Source organism: Myroides odoratimimus (genome assembly GCF_001485415.1).
GTDB classification, from domain to species: domain Bacteria; phylum Bacteroidota; class Bacteroidia; order Flavobacteriales; family Flavobacteriaceae; genus Flavobacterium; species Flavobacterium odoratimimum.
Map to the genome: position 1 here is coordinate 1 of NZ_BCMQ01000009.1, position 20,025 is coordinate 20,025.

At 36.0% G+C, this 20,025-nt stretch carries 17 protein-coding genes and 2 tRNA genes; 10 read left to right on the forward strand and 9 right to left on the reverse strand.

All coding sequences use genetic code 11. The annotated features are described in order from the left end of the window. Nucleotides 1-171 precede the first annotated feature (171 nt). From MODO_RS19505 to hemA, 7 genes are all read right to left on the reverse strand, one after another. Nucleotides 172-543 carry a four helix bundle protein gene (locus MODO_RS19505; RefSeq protein ID WP_006259828.1) on the reverse strand — a complete coding sequence of 124 codons (372 nt, stop codon included), beginning with the start codon at nucleotides 541-543 and terminating at the stop codon, nucleotides 172-174. Nucleotides 544-690: 147 nt separating this feature from the next. Beyond that, entirely contained in the window at nucleotides 691-1,671 is a 981-nt protein-coding gene (hemF, locus tag MODO_RS10170) for an oxygen-dependent coproporphyrinogen oxidase (RefSeq protein WP_006259829.1), read from the reverse strand. A gap of 127 nt (nucleotides 1,672-1,798) precedes the next feature. Next, nucleotides 1,799-2,158 (reverse strand): hypothetical protein, encoded by a 360-nt coding sequence (locus MODO_RS10175; RefSeq protein ID WP_006259830.1) that lies wholly within the window; start codon nucleotides 2,156-2,158, stop codon nucleotides 1,799-1,801. A gap of 66 nt (nucleotides 2,159-2,224) precedes the next feature. After that, nucleotides 2,225-3,253: a uroporphyrinogen decarboxylase gene (gene hemE, locus MODO_RS10180; protein WP_006259831.1), complete on the reverse strand. Its 1,029-nt coding sequence runs from the start codon at nucleotides 3,251-3,253 to the stop codon at nucleotides 2,225-2,227. Between the two features lie 37 nt (nucleotides 3,254-3,290). Continuing rightward, nucleotides 3,291-3,956, reverse strand: coding sequence for a uroporphyrinogen-III synthase (locus MODO_RS10185; protein WP_006259832.1), 666 nt, complete (start codon nucleotides 3,954-3,956; stop codon nucleotides 3,291-3,293). A gap of 1 nt (nucleotide 3,957) precedes the next feature. Continuing rightward, on the reverse strand, nucleotides 3,958-4,887 hold the full coding sequence (gene hemC / locus MODO_RS10190) for a hydroxymethylbilane synthase (protein WP_006259833.1): 930 nt from the start codon (nucleotides 4,885-4,887) through the stop codon (nucleotides 3,958-3,960). Nucleotide 4,888: 1 nt separating this feature from the next. Next, complete coding sequence (hemA, locus tag MODO_RS10195) at nucleotides 4,889-6,139, reverse strand: glutamyl-tRNA reductase (protein ID WP_006259834.1); 1,251 nt, start codon at nucleotides 6,137-6,139, stop codon at nucleotides 4,889-4,891. Between the two features lie 232 nt (nucleotides 6,140-6,371). Here hemA and MODO_RS10200 point away from each other — a divergent pair, with 232 nt between their 5' ends. From MODO_RS10200 to MODO_RS10220, 5 genes are read left to right on the forward strand one after another with little or no spacing between them, the layout of a single operon-like run. After that, complete coding sequence (locus MODO_RS10200; RefSeq protein ID WP_006259835.1) at nucleotides 6,372-7,244, forward strand: helix-turn-helix transcriptional regulator; 873 nt, start codon at nucleotides 6,372-6,374, stop codon at nucleotides 7,242-7,244. Nucleotides 7,245-7,248: 4 nt separating this feature from the next. Then, nucleotides 7,249-8,265 (forward strand): ferrochelatase, encoded by a 1,017-nt coding sequence (gene hemH, locus MODO_RS10205; protein ID WP_006259836.1) that lies wholly within the window; start codon nucleotides 7,249-7,251, stop codon nucleotides 8,263-8,265. Between the two features lie 4 nt (nucleotides 8,266-8,269). After that, complete coding sequence (locus tag MODO_RS10210) at nucleotides 8,270-8,809, forward strand: CopD family protein (protein ID WP_006259837.1); 540 nt, start codon at nucleotides 8,270-8,272, stop codon at nucleotides 8,807-8,809. Next, nucleotides 8,809-10,281, forward strand: coding sequence for a sensor histidine kinase (locus MODO_RS10215; protein ID WP_006259838.1), 1,473 nt, complete (start codon nucleotides 8,809-8,811; stop codon nucleotides 10,279-10,281). The genes MODO_RS10210 and MODO_RS10215 overlap by 1 nt, the downstream gene beginning before the upstream one ends. 16 nt (nucleotides 10,282-10,297) lie before the next feature. Beyond that, complete coding sequence (locus MODO_RS10220; protein WP_006259839.1) at nucleotides 10,298-11,083, forward strand: enoyl-CoA hydratase/isomerase family protein; 786 nt, start codon at nucleotides 10,298-10,300, stop codon at nucleotides 11,081-11,083. Nucleotides 11,084-11,178: 95 nt separating this feature from the next. Here MODO_RS10220 and MODO_RS10225 read toward each other — a convergent pair. Continuing rightward, a tRNA-Gln gene (locus tag MODO_RS10225) sits at nucleotides 11,179-11,249 on the reverse strand. Nucleotides 11,250-11,470: 221 nt separating this feature from the next. Continuing rightward, nucleotides 11,471-11,541, reverse strand: a tRNA-Gln gene (locus MODO_RS10230). 183 nt (nucleotides 11,542-11,724) lie between these two features. Here MODO_RS10230 and MODO_RS10235 point away from each other — a divergent pair. The 5 genes from MODO_RS10235 (at nucleotide 11,725) to MODO_RS10255 (ending at nucleotide 20,009) form a co-directional block, all read left to right on the forward strand. Continuing rightward, complete coding sequence (locus MODO_RS10235; protein WP_006259840.1) at nucleotides 11,725-14,928, forward strand: glycosyltransferase family 117 protein; 3,204 nt, start codon at nucleotides 11,725-11,727, stop codon at nucleotides 14,926-14,928. Between the two features lie 76 nt (nucleotides 14,929-15,004). Further along, nucleotides 15,005-16,063 carry a thiamine-phosphate kinase gene (thiL, locus tag MODO_RS10240; protein ID WP_006259841.1) on the forward strand — a complete coding sequence of 353 codons (1,059 nt, stop codon included), beginning with the start codon at nucleotides 15,005-15,007 and terminating at the stop codon, nucleotides 16,061-16,063. Between the two features lie 469 nt (nucleotides 16,064-16,532). Beyond that, nucleotides 16,533-17,018: an acyl-CoA carboxylase biotin carboxyl carrier protein subunit gene (locus tag MODO_RS10245; RefSeq protein WP_006259842.1), complete on the forward strand. Its 486-nt coding sequence runs from the start codon at nucleotides 16,533-16,535 to the stop codon at nucleotides 17,016-17,018. Between the two features lie 2 nt (nucleotides 17,019-17,020). After that, entirely contained in the window at nucleotides 17,021-18,460 is a 1,440-nt protein-coding gene (accC, locus tag MODO_RS10250) for an acetyl-CoA carboxylase biotin carboxylase subunit (RefSeq protein WP_006259843.1), read from the forward strand. A 7-nt stretch (nucleotides 18,461-18,467) separates the two neighbouring features. Beyond that, on the forward strand, nucleotides 18,468-20,009 hold the full coding sequence (locus MODO_RS10255; RefSeq protein WP_006259844.1) for an acyl-CoA carboxylase subunit beta: 1,542 nt from the start codon (nucleotides 18,468-18,470) through the stop codon (nucleotides 20,007-20,009). Nucleotides 20,010-20,025 lie beyond the last annotated feature (16 nt).

Here is a 20,025-nt window from a genome sequence, read left to right on the forward strand (position 1 = left end):
GTTTACAGTTTACAGTTGCTCTCGACATCTATAAACAGAACGTTGACCTGTGTTCTTATTTTGATTTACGGTGAACGGTATACAGCTTACAGCAAGCGGTTTACAGTTTACAGTTAAATGTACCCGATAATTCTATTAATGTTCTATTTATAGAATAAACAATATTATAGTTTACTTTTTACTATCCATTGTTTCTCTTATTCTTTTAATCAACACTACAAGCATCTTTTTAATACTTACAATATCATTCTGAACTGAGTAAAAATCATTCTCATTCAAGTAACCTAAGTCTTTTGATAAAAATATTAAATACTCAACTTCATGTGCTGAACCTGAGGCGATATATAGATATCTAACAAGTTCTTTTTGTGTATCCTTACCACATCCTTCTGCGATATTGGTAGGAATTGATACTACTGCCCTTCTTATCTGATCTATTAAATTTCTTTCCTCATACTTAGGATATAAATTTAATAATGGATAGATCTTTAATACCAATTCATGGCTCAGTTTCCAAACATTATAATTTCGATAGTCTATCATATAATTCATGGTTATTTATAGTACCATAAATTGCAACAACAAACATTCCATTATACACAAAATCTAATAACTTAATAATTTGTTTATATAACTAATTATCTCTATTAAGTAGTTTTATACTGTAAACTGTTAACCGTGAACTGTAAACTATTTCATCCAATCAACAGGATTAGCTAATACCTTCAACAGCTTTTCTTCCCAACTGTTTTCTTCTGGATGGTGGTCATATACCCATTGTACATGTGGTGGCAAACTCATTAGGATAGATTCGATACGTCCATTGGTTTTTAGGCCAAATAGAGTTCCTTTATCATGAACAAGATTAAACTCTACGTATCTACCTCTTCTGATTTCTTGCCATGTACGGTGCTCATTGCTATAAGGGGTATCCATACGACGTTCTACGATAGGTGCATAAGCTTCTAAGAAGCTATCTCCTACTTCGGTTACGAAGTCATACCACTGTTGCATAGACATTTCTTCTGTTACTTCTAAGCGGTCAAAGAATAATCCTCCGATACCACGTGCCTCTTCTCTATGTGCATTCCAAAAATATTCATCACATTGCTTTTTATACAATGGATAAAACGCTGGATTATGTTTATCACAAGCTGTCTTACATACAGTATGAAAATGCGTAGCATCCTCATCGAATAGGTAATAAGGTGTAAGGTCTTGTCCTCCACCAAACCAAGAACGCACTACTGTACCTTCTTTGTCATACATTTCAAAATAACGCCAGTTAGCATGTACTGTAGGTACCATAGGACTCTTCGGGTGAATCACTAACGATAGTCCACAAGCGAAGAAATCTACATCTCCTACATTAAAGTACTTTTGCATCGCTACTGGTAATGGTCCGTGTACGGCAGAGATATTCACTCCTCCTTTTTCGAATACTGCTCCATTCTCGATTACGCGTGTGCGACCTCCACCACCTTCAGGACGTTCCCAAAGGTCTTCTTGGAATTTTGCCTTTCCATCTATATCTTCAAGTCCTTTTGTAATGGTATCTTGAAGCTGTTGTATATATTGATAAAATTGTTCTTTCATATTATAAATAGTACATATCCTCTCTCTGTCAGGATACTCATCATTAAAAAAACTATTGTTCCGTAGTTCAGCCAATACATTATATTACACCTCTCTACCTTATCTTTAAATAAACAATAGTAAGCAGACTCCTCTAGTCCTACATATCACTATCATAGTGTGTATGATACCTCAACCTGTTTCTGCTGTAAATAGTGATCTCTTAAAGACGACTAATCTTAGTCATGATATTAAATGAGAATGCTTTACTCTCATCTTGGATATATTGATAGACAGCCTTTGCTTTTGCTTTTAATAAAGGCTCTTGAGAAGACCACTTCACTAATAGATCTGTGAACTCTTCCATCTTATCCCAAGGGAAGTTGAATTTATGTAAGTGTAAGGCTAAGTCCTTACCTTCTGTTATCAACAGTTGTTCATAACTCAGGCCTATCTTTTGAAGCTCTACGTCTAGATCTTCTATAAATTTCTTGTCCTCTGGTGTAAATCCAATAGAAGACAACTTCTGAACAATAGACTCTATACGTCTTTCTTCTTCACTTTTTGTTCCTTTGTTTAACATAGGTCAAATGATATAGTAAAACAAAAAAGCCTACGTCATACTTCGGCAGGCTTTTCTGTCAATATTTTACTTGTGTTCGTATTCTTTTACCGCTTCGATAAATGCTTTTGCATGATCTACTGGGATATGAGGTAAGATACCGTGACCTAAGTTCACTATATACTTATCTTTACCGAAAGCATCGATCATCTCGTGTACCATTTTCTTAATAGTAGGGATCGGAGACATTAGACGGCTTGGGTCAAAGTTACCTTGTAATGTGATATCTCCTCCTGTGAATAGACGAGCGTTCTGTGGGCTACAAGTCCAGTCTACTCCTAATGCAGAAGCTTTTGAATTCGCCATTTCAGGTAATGCAAACCAACATCCTTTTCCAAATACAATAACTGGAGTGATATCAGCTAATGCTTCTACTATTTGATTAATATACTGCCATGAAAACTCTTGGTAATCTACTGGAGATAACATACCTCCCCATGAATCGAATATTTGTACTGCATTTACACCTGCTTTTACCTTTTCTTTAAGGTATAAAATAGTTGTATCTGTAATTTTTTGTAATAACGTATGCGCCGCTACTGGGTCAGAAAAACACATTCCTTTCGCTAAGTCAAAGCTCTTAGAACCTTTTCCTTCTACTGCATAACAAAAGATAGTCCAAGGTGAACCAGCGAATCCAATCAATGGTACCTCATCGTTTAACATCTCTTTCGTTACTTTAATAGCATCCATTACATATCCTAATGTCTCTTCGATATTAGGTACGATAACTTGCTCTACATCTTTAGCAGAACGGATAGGATTAGGTACCCATGGCCCTACTCCTGGTCTCATCTCTACATCAATGTTCATAGCTTGCGGTACGACTAAAATATCTGAGAATAAAATAGCAGCATCTGGTTTTACAATACGAATCGGTTGTACTGTAATCTCAGCTGCGATTTCTGGCATTCTACAACGTGTAAAAAAATCATACTTATCTCTTAATTCGCGAAACTCTGGTAAGTATCTACCTGCTTGACGCATCATCCATACAGGTGGTCTCTCTACTGTTTCACCTTTTAACGCTCTTAAGAATAAATCATTTTTAATCATTTCTATTCGATTTTAATACGTCAATTTTTAGCTGACTCTATTTATAATAATCCACACAAGCTTGTAATGTAGCCTCCACTGTAGGTTGCTTCGCTATTACAATATTCTGTGTAACTCCTTTTAATGGTTCTGCTGTAGTATCTCCTATACAGAAGCACACTTCTGTCGTGATGCTGTTCTGCTGAAGATAACTCTCTATCGCTGAAGGACTGTAAAAGCACAATCCATCTATTTTATATTCATTCTTTACTGGATTAAGTACAGTCTGATATACTGTGAACTCATTAAAGACCACACCATTTGCTCTAAAAGCATCTGGCAATAGATCTCTTCTGATACTTCCACTAAAGAATGTTATGTATCTATCTTTATAGTCCTGAACAATGATAGGAGCTAATTCTTTTGCATAATGTGCCCAAGCCTTAACTTCCCAACCGTTCTCTTCCAACAATTCTTTTGTTTTTATCCCTACACATAGCGCTGGTTTCTTATTCAGAACTTCTCTATACCCTTGACTAATCACACTCTTCACCGCATTCTGACTTGTAAACAATACATACTCATGTACAGCATCTAAGTCGAATACCAAGTGTTCTGTCAAGATATAATCTTGTTCTACTAAATGCACCTTCCCTAAAGCAACAGTGTCTAATACACTCGCTTTAATCTTACGTGTAGATAAAATAGTTGGATTAAAAGACATTTTATTTTTTTAATTGTTGACGTAGTGTTTCCATTAATTCACTACCACCATTCTCAAGAATTTCTTTAGCCGCAAAGAATCCAAGTTTCTTCCACTCTGCGATATCCACTACTTTGTTCACTTCGAACTTCTGTTGACCATCTAAAGAGAATAATACCCCTTTAAAATTAATCGTGTCATCGTGATCATTATAAGTAGCTAAAGCACCGATAGGAGCTGTACACCCACCTTCTAGTGTTCTTAAGAACTGTCTTTCTATATAAGTAGTCATCTCTGTTTCATAATCATTTAACTGAGCTACTGCGTCTAAAGCATGATTATCATCTGCATTTACGACTACTACCATAGCTCCCTGTGCAGGTGCTGGTATCATCCAGTCAAGATTAATGAAGTTCGATGGTTTCTTTTTAATACGATCTAAACCAGCTGAAGCGAAGATTGCTCCATTCCAATCGCTGTTTTGTAGTTTTTCCATACGAGTATTTACATTACCTCGTAGGTCAACTGTTGTATGCTTTGGGAAACGGTTTAACCATTGAGCTTTACGTCTTAAACTTCCTGTAGCTACTACTGCCTCAACCTCTTCTGACATAAAAGATGTATCTCCTTTATGTAATAAGATATCTACAGTATTAGCACGTTTAAGTACTGCTCCTTGTACGATTCCTTGTGGTAGAGCTGTTGGTACATCTTTCATAGAATGTACTGCGATATCTACCTCTTTTTTAATCATTGCCACATCTAGAGTCTTAGTAAAGATTCCTGTGATTCCCATCTCATATAGTGGCTTATCTAACACTAGATCTCCTGTAGATTTAACAGGTACTAACTCTGTTTTGTACCCTAATTTCTGAAGAGATTGTTCAACTGTTTTTGCTTGCCACATTGCTAGTTCACTATCACGTGTACCTATACGAATAATTCTACCCATTTTAATTTGATTCTATATGAAACACTTTTTCTATCCATTCTATACTCTGATCCACTACTGTATCTTCATGACGAAGATGGTTTGCAAAGTGCGTAGTGATCTTCTGTATGATGCGCATACTGATTAGTTCAGCCTGCTCAGAATCAAAGTTATCATATTTCTTTTTATGATAATCTAATTCCCCATCTTTTATCTGCTCTAGCTTAGATTTAAGAGCATGTATAGTAGGTGCGAATTTTCTCATCTTCGTCCAAGCGATAAACTCAGACATGATCTCTTCTATAATTTCTTCTGCTTGTGGAATGAACTCTCTTCTTCTCTCGATCGTCTTATCTGTCATTTGAGATAAATAATCAAGGTGTATTAATTCTACTCCTTCTATCTCAGTCACATCATCACTCACGTTCTTAGGAATAGACAAATCTAAAATAACAAGAGGTTTTGTCAAGTTAAGCAACGCCTTATCTACTGTAGGTTTCTGCGCACCAGTCGCTACGATAAGCACATCTGATTTGCGTATTTCTGCTTGTAAATCTGCATAATCCTTTACGATAAGGTTAAACTTACCTGCTACTTCTAATGCTTTCTCTTTTGTTCTATTAATAAGTGTGATATGATCATTCTTAGTATGCTTCACTAAGTTTTCGCATGTATTTCTACCGATTTTACCTGTTCCGAATAACAAGATATTCTTATTAGAGATATCTTCTACATGGTCCATAATATATTGTACAGAAGCAAATGACACAGAAGTAGCTCCAGAACTAAGCTCAGTCTCATTCTTGATACGTTTACTTGCTTGGATAACTGCATTGACTAATCTCTCGAAGTAATTTGTTGTCAATTCTTTCTCCTTCGCTAAGTAGAAAGCATTCTTAATCTGACTGATAATTTCAAAATCACCTAATATCTGACTATCTAGTCCTGTTCCAACACGGAATAAGTGTTCTATCGCCTCCTTAGTCTTATATACATAAGCCACGTTGCGGAAGTCATCCACTGTACCATTACTGTTATCACATAATAATTTAATCAGTTCGAAAGGGTGTTGTGCGAAACCAAATATCTCCGTTCTATTACATGTAGAAATCACGATTAAACTCTCGATTCCTTCATTTTTAGCTTGAGTTAATAAATTGTCTTTGGCCTCATCACTTAGACTAAACTTACCGCGCATTTCAGCGTCCGCTTTCTTATAACTTAATCCCACTGCATAAAAAGTCGCAGGTTTAGTCTTATCTATTTTGTCCATACCACAGAGTTAATTCAAAAAAGTAAACAAATTTAAGATTAAAGAATCGACAAAAGTAACGCTAGAAGGACTATTTATATCGCTAAGGGATTTCTGAAAAAAAAAGCCTTGCATTTCATTATAATACAGTACATTTGCAACAATAGCAAGGGTTAAAAGACACCCTATATAGAATCATTCTAAATAAAAAATAACTAGATAAGTTTCTAACTTAAGTTTAAAAAGTATCGCTATGAGTCCTACGGAAGAAATAATAATTGATGATAATTTTTCGATATTAAGATTCGAAAACAACTTGACAGAGAACATAACATTTCAACGAGAAATGGGAACAGATGTTATCCAATTTTACTTTGGTTTAAAAGGGTCTGCCAAATTTGTATTCAATCAAGGAGCCTATTCTCTTCCTCTTAATGAAGAAAAGTTCTTGATCTTATACAACCCACAAAAACAGCTTCCTGTACACTTAGAGATATCCCCTAATACATGGGTCATAAGTGTTTTAATTTCTATCAAGAAGTTCCATGCTCTATTTTCAACAGAAGCAGAGTTCATCGGTTTTTTAACTGGTGAAAACAGAGACAAGAAGTATTACTCTGAAGAAGGAATTACTCCTTCTATGGCTATAGTCCTAAATCAGTTGTTTAACTTCTATATGAATCCAACTATCAAAAAGCTATACTACACTGGTAAGACATACGAGTTACTTAGTTTACTATTTAATCAGAATGAAGATCAAAACATAGAGAATTGCCCATTCTTATCTGATGAAGACGATGTCGTTAAAATCAAAAAAGCGAAAGATATCATCATCAGTAAAATGGCTGAACCACCTACTCTTCAAGAGTTAGCAGACTCAGTAGGTATTAACATTAAAAAACTAAAAATGGGCTTTAAGCAGATTTACGGTGACTCTGTATTCAGCTTCTTGTTTGATTATAAGATGGAATACGCACGCAAGCTCTTAGACAACGGTAGTTATAATGTAAACGAAGTAGGACTAAAGATCGGTTATAGTTCTGCTAGTCATTTCATTGCTGCCTTTAAAAAGAAGTTTGGCACTACACCGAAAAAATACTTAATGTCTCTCAACACAAATAATTAACAACATGCAAGGTATATTATTAGTTAACCTAGGCTCACCTAAAAGCCCTACAGCAAAAGACGTAAAACCATACTTAGGAGAATTCTTAATGGATGAAAGAGTAATAGACATGCCATACATCCTAAGAAGTTTATTAGTTAAAGGAATCATACTGAATACTAGACCAAAGAAATCAGCAGAAGCTTATTCTAAAATATGGTGGAAAGAAGGTTCACCACTAATCGTAATTTCTGAAAGACAACAAAAGAAAGTACAAGCAAAAGTGGACATACCAGTAGCATTAGCTATGAGATATGGAGAACCCTCTATCCAAACAGGTTTACAAGAATTAAAAGACAAAGGTATAGATGATGTACTAATGATCCCTCTTTACCCTCAGTTTGCCATGGCAACTACAGAGACTATTAATGTATTAGCAGAAGAAGTAAGACAGAAATACTTTCCTCAAATGAAAGTTACGAGCTTCCCAGCTTTCTACAACAAGAAAGAATATGTAGATGCTCTAGCTCATACTATACAAGGTCATCTAGAAGGGTATGACTATGACCATATCGTATTCTCTTATCATGGGGTACCTGAAAGACATATCCGCAAATCAGATGTAACGAAGGGACACTGTACTATAGACGGCTCTTGCTGTCAAACAGCTTCTAAAGCACATGAGTTCTGCTATAGACACCAATGTTTAGAAACAACAAGACAAGTAGTAGAGAAATTAAACATCCCTGCTGATAAATACACTAACTCATTCCAATCTAGATTAGGAATGGACAAATGGCTACAACCTCCAACTGATGCTACTGTAAATGGATTAGCTGAGAAAGGCATTAAAAAGCTAGCAGTAGTTACTCCTGCCTTTGTAGCCGACTGTCTTGAAACACTAGAAGAAATAGGCATGGAAGCACATGACGAATTCTTAAAACACGGAGGAGAAGAGTTTAGAACAATCCCTTGTATGAATGATGATGACATGTGGATAGATGCAATGGTTACTTGGATTAAAGAATGGCAAAACAAATAATAGCATGTTATACCTATATCTAAAAGCTCTACATATTATTTTTATAGTATGCTGGTTTGCAGGACTATTCTATATCGTACGTCTATTTGTATATTACTCCGAGACGAAGGATATGCCTGAAGTACAATCCAACATCCTAAGAGATCAATACACCATCATGACTAATCGCCTGTGGAACATCATCACATGGCCTGCGGCAGTATTGGCAACTATTTTTGGAATATGGATGCTGATAGCAATACCTGCTTGGTTAAGTCAACCTTGGATGCATGTAAAACTATTATTTGTAGTAGCATTAATTGCTTATCATCTAAAATGCCATCAGTTCGTCAAACAAATCAACAATAGAACGATGACTAAAACATCTTCCTTTTTTAGAATTTGGAATGAAGGAGCAACCTTGATTTTATTTTCTGTAGTATTTTTAGTAATTTTAAAAAGTACTTTTAATTGGATATTTGGAGTTGTAGGTCTAGTAGGATTATCAATACTATTAATGCTAGGAATACGCTTATACAAACGAATTCGCGATAGCAGAAAATAATGAAAGATGACTTTATATTAAAGAACTTTTCTCTGAGAAATAGAATATTTTTCTCACTTATATTTTTGAGTATTATCTCATCTGTATTGATATCAGCTGTATCAGTGTATCAATTCAGAGAAGAAGCACGTACTTATCATCAATATAGACTAGAAAGGACAGAAAACTCTATCAACGAGAATATAAACTACATCTTAACAACCTCAGAATACCCTCTAACAACAGAGAATATCCCTCGCATTTTTAGAGATAAAATACATGAGCTAGCAGCCATACACAATACAGAGATCAATATACACGATCTACAAGGACACCTCTTGATTACCTCAAGAGGTACCTTTTCTGTAGATAGCATCTCTAAAAACATCTCTCCTTTAGTTTTAAAGACAATACAGTCCTCTCCAAACAAACGCTTTGTAGATATAAAAACGGTAGATAGCAACCGTATACGTATCGCATATAGCTTCTTAAAGGATTTAAAGTACAAACCCCTAGGTATACTTAAAATACCGTATGAGGAGAAAACAGAGTTTTACGAGAACGAGATTCAGAACTTCATGGTTAAATTTGGACAAGTATATATCATTATGCTGATTATGTCTATTGCTATCTCTTACTTCTTGTCAAACTATATTACCCAAAGTCTAAACAATATTAGTGTCAAGATTACAAGTACTAAGTTCGGGCAAAAAAACGAAAAGATTGATTCTAGCAACACTAGTAAAGAGATCTCAGCTCTTATCACTGCATATAATGATATGGTGGAGAAACTCGATGATTCGTACGAAAAACTAGCTCAAACAGAAAGAGAGCAAGCTTGGAGAGAAATGGCTAAGCAAGTTGCACACGAAATAAAAAATCCTCTTACTCCAATGCGTCTGACTGTTCAAAGCTTTGAAAGAAGATTTGACCCTAATGATCCTAATATTAAAACTAAACTAAAAGATTTTTCACAGGTATTAATACAACAGATAGATACGATGACTTCTGTTGCAACAGCGTTCTCAAGCTTTGCTGCAATGCCTGCTCAGCAAGACGAAACTCTTGACATTGTCAATACTGTAAAATTAACACTTGACATCTTTAATGAAGACTATATCTGGTTTGAAAGCACCGATCAGGAGATCATCTCTAAAATAGATAGAACACAACTAATCAGAATTATTACTAACTTAGTCAAAAATGCAATACAAGCTATCCCATCTGAGCAGAAGAGCCCACAAATAAAAGTGAGTATATCTAGAACAGAAGAAAGCGCAATCATCAAAGTAGCTGATAACGGAACAGGTATAAAGCAAGAAGATCTAAACAAAATATTCCAACCTAAGTTCACTACCAAAACAAGTGGCATGGGATTAGGATTGGGAATCATAAAAAACATAATTACAAATTACAACGGTACAATAGTCTTCGAAACAGAAGAAGGTCTTGGCACCACATTTATTGTTACCTTGCCTATTATAAATAATTAATCAAATAAAAGATATTATGGATTTTGAAAATATTCTAGTAGAAAAAGAAGGAAGTCTGGCCATTATAACCATTAATAGACCAACTAAATTAAACGCTTTAAACAAGCCAACAATTGAAGAGCTTCACCAAGCCCTTAAACACTTTGAAAAAGACCGTGAAACACGTGTTATCATCCTTACTGGAAGTGGAGAAAAAGCTTTCGTTGCAGGTGCTGACATTAAAGAATTCTCTAGCTTCAACACTAGTGAAGGTTCACAGTTAGCTGCCAAAGGACAAGAGCTTCTATTCGACTATGTTCAAAATTACAACAAACCAGTAATCGCTGCTGTTAATGGATTTGCCCTAGGAGGTGGATTAGAGTTAGCGATGTCAGCACACTTCAGAATAGCTTCTAATAACGCTAAAATGGGACTTCCAGAAGTAACACTTGGACTAATCCCAGGATATGGCGGAACACAACGCTTACCTCAACTTATTGGAAAAGGAAGAGCAATGGAGCTAATCATGACTGCAGAGATGATAACAGCTGATAAAGCTCTATCTTATGGATTAGTGAACCACGTTGTAGAGCAAGAAGAACTATTAGCATTCACAAAGAAAATAGCGAACAAAATAGCTTCTAACTCTGCTTCTGCAATTGGAAGAGCAATAAAATCTATTAATGCTAACTTTAAAGATGGTGTAAACGGATACCACGAAGAAATCAAGAACTTCGGAGAATGCTTCGAAACAGAAGACTTCACAGAAGGAACTACTGCTTTCTTAGAAAAAAGAAAACCTGAATTCAAAGGTCAAAACTAATAACAAAAAAAGGTCAGAGCGTGCTCTGACCTTTCTTATTTCAATTCCTTATTCTTGAAATAAAAAAACCTCTTGAATGATCAAGAGGTTTTTTGTTGGCCTACTAGGACTCGAACCTAGAACGACTGAACCAAAATCAGCTGTGTTACCATTACACCATAGGCCAGTACCATTTCATTACTTTGGCATAATTACTTCAGTAATGCGGATGCAAAATTAGCACATTTTTTGATTCTTCCAAATATAAAATGTCTTTTTTAATCACTCTCAGCCCCCTATTTTGCTAAGATACTCATAGTCAAGAGAGAGTATTGATAATTTTAACATTTTATTTTTACGTACAATTAAAATAAAAAAAGCCTCTTGAAAAATCAAGAGGCTTTTCTGTTGGCCTACTAGGACTCGAACCTAGAACGACTGAACCAAAATCAGCTGTGTTACCATTACACCATAGGCCAATACCTTTTTTACATACCGTAAAGCGTAATTACTTCATCAATGCGGATGCAAAAGTATAACTATTTTTATAATCTCCAAACTTTTCTATCAAAAAAATTAATTTTTTCTAATTCCTTCACGCAACACAAAAAAAATCTTTTCTTTGTATATACAATCTGAAAAAATATCTAGTAATTACAAATATGTTGACATTCAATTACAAGAAGTGGAATGTTATAGGAGGATGGCTATGTTTTGCCATTGCCCTATTGACTTATACACTAACAGTAGAGCCTACAGTAAGCTTTTGGGATCCAGGAGAATATATTGCTACCTCTGCTAAACTACAGGTAGGACACCCTCCAGGGGCTCCTTTTTATCAAATGTTAGGAGCTTTCTTCTCGATGTTTGCTACCTCTCCAGATAAAGTTGCCCTAATGGTAAACATGGTTGCTGTTATTTCCAGCGCGTTTACCATTCTTTTTATGTTCTGGACATTATCTAATTTACTTAAGAAAATCGTCGTTGCGAAAAGTGAGTGGACGAATATCAATGCTATCGTTGTTTTAGGTAGTGCTGCTGTTGGTTCATTAGCCTTTTCATTCACAGATAGTTTTTGGTTTAATGCTGTAGAGTCTGAAGTATATGCTTCTGCGATGCTTCTGACATCACTTCTATTGTACTTAGGTGTGAGATGGTATGATGATATCGACACTCCTAAAGGTAATCGTTGGCTATTATTGATAGGATTAGTTATCGGAGCTTCATTTGGAGTCCACCTAATGGCTTTGTTGACAGTTCCATCTATCGCATTACTATACTTCTTTAAAAGATATCAAAAAGTAACTATCAAAAACTTTATCATAGCCAATATAGCGGCTGTGGGAGTTTTATTCTTCCTTTTTGCTTTCTTATTCCCTAAGACCTTAGCCTTATTTGGTAAGACAGAGATCTTTATGGTGAACTCGATAGGAATGCCATTTAACAGTGGGACTATTGTTGCCTTCTTATTGATTGTTGCCTTCTTTGTATTCGGGTTGAGATACACAGAGAAGAAAAACAAAATAATGGCGAACACGCTTATTCTAACACTTCTTTTTGTATTTGTCGGATTGACAAGTTGGATAATGTTACCTATCCGTGCCAATGCAAAAGTAGTGATCAATGAGAACACTCCTTCTGATGCTTCTGAGTTATTAGCATACTACCAACGTGAACAGTATGGAGAAGAAAGTATCTATTACGACTCTTACTTCACTAAAAAATATGTAGGATTAGATAAAAACAATCCTTGGAAAGACGAAAAACCAAACTACGAAAGAAACTACCAAACAGGTAAATATGAAATCGTAAACGAATATAAAAACGCAGGACAAAACTTCGACAGTACTCATAAAGGATTCCTTCCTAGACTGTGGAGTACAGACAAAAATCACCGTGTTAACTATATGCGTTACACTAAACCGTTAGACTTCAGAGTATCTTCTCAATATGCTGGAACAAAAGAGTTAGAAGAATTAGTATCTGGAGTAAAACAAGGTCTTGCTAGTGGTGAAATTGACTATGACGGACTTGATAAGTTCCTAGATCAATATGGAGAATACCTAGAAATCGAAGTACCTTCATTCTCTAGTAATATCGGTTTTATGTTTGAGTACCAATTCGGATATATGTTCTGGCGTTACCTGATGTGGAACTTTGCAGGAAGACAAGATGATGTACAAGGTCAAGGTGACTTACAACACGGTAACTGGATTAGTGGTATCAAATTCTTAGACGAAATACGTTTAGGTTCTCAAGATAACTTACCTTCAGATACATTAGAAAACAAAGGTAGAAACACTTATTTCTTCTTACCTTTTATACTTGGGCTTATCGGTATTGTATTCCACTATCGTAAAGACCCTAAGATGTTCTGGGTATTGTTAGTGTTATTCCTATTTACAAGTTTTGCACTTAAAATATTCTTGAATGAACGTCCATTCGAACCGCGTGAACGTGACTATGCTGTAGTACCAGCATTCTATGTATTCGCGATGTGGATTGGATTCGGAGTATATGCTATCTTCGACGGTCTTAAAAAATATGTACAACCAAAAATAGCTGGTCCAGCTGTTCTAGTTGTATCATTATTTGCAGCTCCTGTATTATTAGCACAACAAAACTGGGATGACCACGACCGTTCAGATCGTTATACAGCCCTTGCTAACGCTAGAGCATACTTAGATTCATGTGATCCGAATGCTATCTTATTTACTATTGGAGATAACGATACATTCCCACTGTGGTATCTACAAGATGTAGAAGGATACAGAACAGACGTAAGAGTTGTATGTACGAGTTTACTTCCATTAGACTGGTATATTGACCAGATGAGAGCAAAAGCGTATGACTCAGAGCCTCTACCTATCTCATTCACACATGATCAATATGTAGGTAATAAAAGAGATGCTATCATCGTAAACAAGATGATTGACGAAAGAATAGACATCAACTCTCTTCTTAACTTCATTAAATCTGATGACGATAGAACGAAGATTAAAACAGAGGCAGGAACTACATTGTATATCGCTCCTACTAATCAGATCAGAATACCTGTAGATAGTGCTAATATAGCGAAACACAATATCGTATCTCCTCACTTAAGAAAAGATATATTACCTTATCTAGACGTTAACATTACTGACCAGGCTATCTATAAGCACCGCCTTATCATGTTAGATATAGTAGCAAATAATAACTGGGAACGACCTATATACTTCTCTGGAGGTAGCTGGGGAGATGATGATTTCATCTGGATGAAAGATTACTTACAGTTAAGTGGTTTAGTATATAAACTAGTTCCTCTGAAATCTGATACAGAGAGTTCTCATGCACTAGATAGAGGTTCTATAGACGCAGATAGAATGTACGATATCGTAACGAAGTGGTACTGGGGTAATATGGGAAGTGATAAAATCTATCACGATCCTCAGACTAGACGTAATGCACTGAGCTACCGTATCAACCTTGCTCGATTGATGGAACAACTATTAATAGAGGGTAAAGATGAGAAAGCGAAGAAAGTTATCGATATAGCGATGACGAACATGCCTATCAAATACTATGGTTTATACGAAGTTGTACATCCATTCGTAGAAGGTTCTTATAAAGTTGGCGAAAAAGAAAATGCTCGTCAAATGGCTAAAGAATTAATTCAAAAATCTCAAGAATCACTTACTTACTATAAAGGCCTTGAGATAAATGATATCGAATACTATGCTAGAGAGATTATTACTGAAATAGAAATATGGCGCTCTCTGTTACAAATAATAGAAGAAGAAGACCCTAGCTACTACGCTAGTCTAGTACCAGACTTCAATACATATAATGGCTATTTTAAATATTTTAAAAGAGCTAACTTATAGTTTAAAAGGCGATAGAAATAAATCTATCGCCTTTTCTTTTTACCTTTGCATTACTTTAAAATAAAGCAGATATACGATGATCGAGAATAAAAATCAATCTAAGACAGATATAGGACATTTAGGTGAGTTTGGATTAATAGAACATTTAACACAAAACTTTACAATAGAAAACGAGAGTACAACTAAAGGCATCGGAGATGACGCTGCAGTATTGTCTTTTGGAGAAGATAAAGTAGTTGTTTCTACAGATTTATTAATCGAAGGAGTGCACTTTGACCTTGCATACTCTCCTCTTAAGCATTTAGGATATAAAGCGGTGGTAGTTAACCTATCCGATATCTGTGCGATGAATGCCATCCCTACACAGATTACAGTATCTATCGCAGTATCTAATCGTTTTCCTCTAGAAGCTCTAGATGAGTTATACGAAGGAATCGCCTTAGCGTGTAAGTATTATAAAGTAGACTTAGTAGGCGGAGACACTACCTCATCACAAAAAGGGTTGATTATAAGCGTGACCGCTATTGGTAAAGCTAAAGAAGAAGAATTAGTATACCGCAATGGAGCGAATGACAACGACTTATTAGTGGTAACAGGAGATATAGGATCTGCTTATATGGGATTGCAAATCCTAGAGCGTGAGAAACAAGTATTCTTAGTAAACCCTAATAATCAGCCAGACTTATCTATCTACGAATACATCATCGAAAGACAGTTAAAACCAGAGGCGAGAACAGATATCAAACAGCTCTTAGCAGATCTAGGTGTAAAACCAACAGCGATGATAGACATCTCTGATGGATTGTCTTCTGAGATTATGCATATTTGCAAAAGTTCTAAGGTAGGATGTAATCTATATGAAGAGAAACTTCCATTAGACCCTCAGTTTATGAACACTTGCGAAGAGTTTAATATCGATGCCACTACGATGGCTATCAATGGTGGTGAAGACTATGAACTGTTATTCACTATTAAAATGGAAGACTTTGACAAAATCAAGGGGAATCCAAACTTAACAGTGATAGGTCACACAACACAAGAGAGTGAAGGTGTTCATCTTATCTCAAGAGCAAACACTAAAATCCCTTTAAAATCAAGAGGATGGAATCCTTTAAAAAACAAAGACGAAGAATAATAACTATTATAAAAGGTAATTTCTAACTAGAGATTACCTTTTTCTTTTTACCCCCTTCTCCATTCTCACTCCACATTCCCTTCACACCTCCTCTAGACTAGTTTTCCATCTTAGCTAACTACCTATATTACCCCTCCATAATAACTCCGTTGTTTTGTATAAAATAACGGACTTACTACGGACTCATAACGGACTCACTACGGACTCAAATACAATAAAACACAATGTTGATTAAAGCCGTTTAGCTATCAGAGAATACCTGTTCTACTTAACGAGAATAGTATAAAAAATTCCGATTGAATACCTTGTAACCTCTTTTATCTTATTTATTTACAATCAGAATCAACCAAAATTATTGTAAAAAAACAATATTTCCACCATAGTGTAGTAAAAAATTAAATTATCAATAAATATTATTTATATATCACACATTTAATTATATTTACGAATACCAAAAACTAAAAATATAATGAATAAAACGTATCAATTAAAAGTGAATGCTGATACTGTTTTTGAAAGTGAAGATTTATTACAAGGAGACATCAATGTATCTCGTGTAAATGAATCTACATATCACGTACTCAAAAACAACAGATCTTATGACGTGGAAATACTTGAGAACTACTTTACAGACAAAAACTATACTGTAAATGTCAACGGGAATAACTATTCTGTTAATATCCAAACCGAACTCGATAAGCTAATCAATCAATTAGGCTTCTCCTTAAACTCTACTAAGCAGGTTAATTCTATCAAGGCTCCTATGCCTGGTCTTATCCTAGATATTTTGGTAACTGTAGGGCAAGAAGTAGCTGAGAATGACAACTTATTAATCTTAGAAGCTATGAAGATGGAGAACAACTTATCTTCTCCTAGAGCTGGGATTATTAAGTCCATCAACGTGACTAAAGGTGCCACTGTTGATAAAGGATTAGTGTTAATTGAATTCGAATAAAGATGAAAAAAATATTAGTTGCCAACCGTGGCGAAATAGCTGTACGTATTATGACTACAGCTAAAAAAATGGGTATTAAGACAGTAGCTGTGTACTCTACTGTTGATCGTAATGCTCCACACGTACGTATGGCTGATGAAGCTGTATGTATCGGAGAGGCTCCTTCTAACCAATCTTATTTATTAGGAGATAAAATATTAGAAGTAGCAAAATCATTAAATGTAGATGGTATCCACCCAGGATATGGATTCTTAAGTGAGAACTCTAACTTCGCTTTAGCGTGTAATGCAGCTGGGATTACCTTTATCGGTCCAGATACGCATGCTATAGAAGTAATGGGTAATAAACTGGCTGCTAAAGAAACTGTAAAAGACTATAACATCCCTATGGTGCCGGGTCTAGACGAGGCTATCACTGACGTAGCCAAAGCGAAACAAGTAGCGAAAGAAATAGGCTTCCCTATCCTAATCAAAGCTGCTGCTGGTGGTGGTGGAAAAGGGATGCGTATCGTAGAAAAAGAAGAAGAATTCGAAAGTCAAATGCAGCGTGCTATTTCTGAAGCAACCAATGCTTTCGGAGATGGTTCTGTTTTCATTGAGAAATATATAGGTTCGCCTAGACACATTGAGATACAAGTGTTAGCGGATAAACATGGTAACGTAGTTCACTTATTTGAAAGAGAATGTAGTATCCAACGTCGTCACCAAAAAGTAATAGAAGAAGCCCCTTCTGCTGTATTAACTCCTGAAGTGCGTAAAGCTATGGGAGAAGCAGCTATTAAGGTAGCTAAGTCTTGTGATTATGTAGGAGCTGGTACGGTGGAGTTCTTAATAGATGAGCACCTTAACTTCTACTTCTTAGAGATGAATACTCGTCTTCAAGTAGAACATCCAGTCTCAGAGTTAATCACTGGATTAGACTTAGTAGAGATGCAAATCAAGGTAGCTCGTGGAGAGAAGCTTCCTTTTACACAAGAAGACTTAGAGATCAAAGGACATGCTATGGAACTTCGTATCTATGCAGAAGACCCTCTAAATGATTTCTTACCTAGTGTAGGGAACTTAGAAATCTATCAACTACCTACTGGAGAAGGTATCCGTGTAGATAACGGTATAGAAGAAGGTATGGATGTACCTATCTACTACGACCCGATGTTAGCCAAGTTAATTACTTATGGACAGACACGTGAGGAGGCTATAGAGATTATGATCGAAGCCATTAAAGCATATAAGGTAAAAGGTATCAGTACGACATTGCCATTCGGTAAGTTCGTAATGGAACACAATGCTTTTAGAGAAGGTCATTTTGACACGAACTTCGTGAAGAAATACTACAATGCTGATTTAATCAAAGAAGAGTATAAAGATGAAGCAGAGATAGCGGCATACCTTGCGTTACAGATGTATTTAGAAGACCAAAAACAACTTCGATTACCAAACTAAGAATCCTATGAATCCGAAAATAAATAAATTACAAGAAATACAAGCCCAAGCTAAATTAGGCGGAGGGCAAAAAAGAATAGATACACAACACAGCAAAGGGAAACTTACTGCTCGTGAACGTGTAGAATACCTACTAGACGAAGGTTCATTCGAAGAAATCGGTATGTTAGTAACACACCGTACGACCGACTTCGGTATGGATAAAGAAGTATATCACGGAGATGGTGTAGTGACTGGCTATGGAACGATCAACGGTCGCTTAGTCTATGTATTCGCACAAGACTTTACCGTATTCGGAGGAGCACTGTCTGAAACACATGCAGAGAAAATCTGTAAAGTAATGGATATGGCTCTTAAAATGGGGGCGCCAATGATAGGTCTAAACGATTCTGGAGGAGCACGTATACAAGAAGGTGTAAGATCATTAGGTGGATATGCAGATATCTTTTACCGCAATGTACAAGCATCTGGTGTGATACCTCAGCTATCTGCTATTATGGGGCCATGTGCTGGAGGAGCAGTATATTCTCCTGCGATGACTGACTTCACAATGATGGTAGAAGGGTCTAGTTATATGTTCGTAACAGGACCTAACGTTGTAAAAACAGTAACTAATGAAGAGGTAACTTCGGAAGAATTAGGAGGAGCAAGTACTCACTCTACGAAGTCTGGAGTAGCTCATACGACATCTCCTAACGACGTAGCCTGTCTAGAGGATGTAAAAACGCTATTGTCTTATATGCCTCAAAACAATATGGAGAAGCCTATGAGCCTTCCTTATACTATTGGCGAAGAGTATAGATATGAACTAGATGAGATAGTACCTGAGAGCTCTAATAAGCCTTATGATATGAAAGAGGTAATTAATCATATCATAGACGAGGACTCTTTCTTCGAAATACACAAAGACTACGCAGAGAATATTGTAGTAGGTTTTGCTAGACTAGGAGGTAAAAGTGTAGGTATTGTGGCTAACAATCCTATGTTCTTAGCAGGATGTTTAGATGTAAACAGCTCTATTAAAGCGGCACGTTTCACTAGATTCTGTGATGCTTTTAATATTCCTCTATTAGTCTTAGTAGACGTACCTGGATTCTTACCTGGTACAGATCAGGAGTGGAATGGCATCATCGTACACGGTGCTAAGTTACTGTATGCATTAAGTGAAGCTACAGTACCTAAAGTAACGGTGATTACTCGTAAAGCATATGGAGGTGCTTATGATGTAATGAACTCTAAACACATCGGAGCAGATATGAACTTTGCTTGGCCAAATGCCGAAATAGCAGTAATGGGAGCTAAAGGGGCAAGTGAGATTATCTTTAAAAAAGAAATAGCAGAAGCAGCTGATCCAGCAGCAAAACTAGCTGAGAAAGAAGCTGAATATGCAGACAAATTTGCTACTCCATATAGAGCAGCACAACGAGGATTCATTGATGAAGTAATTCTTCCTAATGAGACTCGTAGAAAACTGCTTAAGGCATTCTCTATGTTAGAACATAAAGAAGTAAATATGCCAAACAGAAAACACGGAAATATTCCTCTTTAATAAATTCAACAGCCCT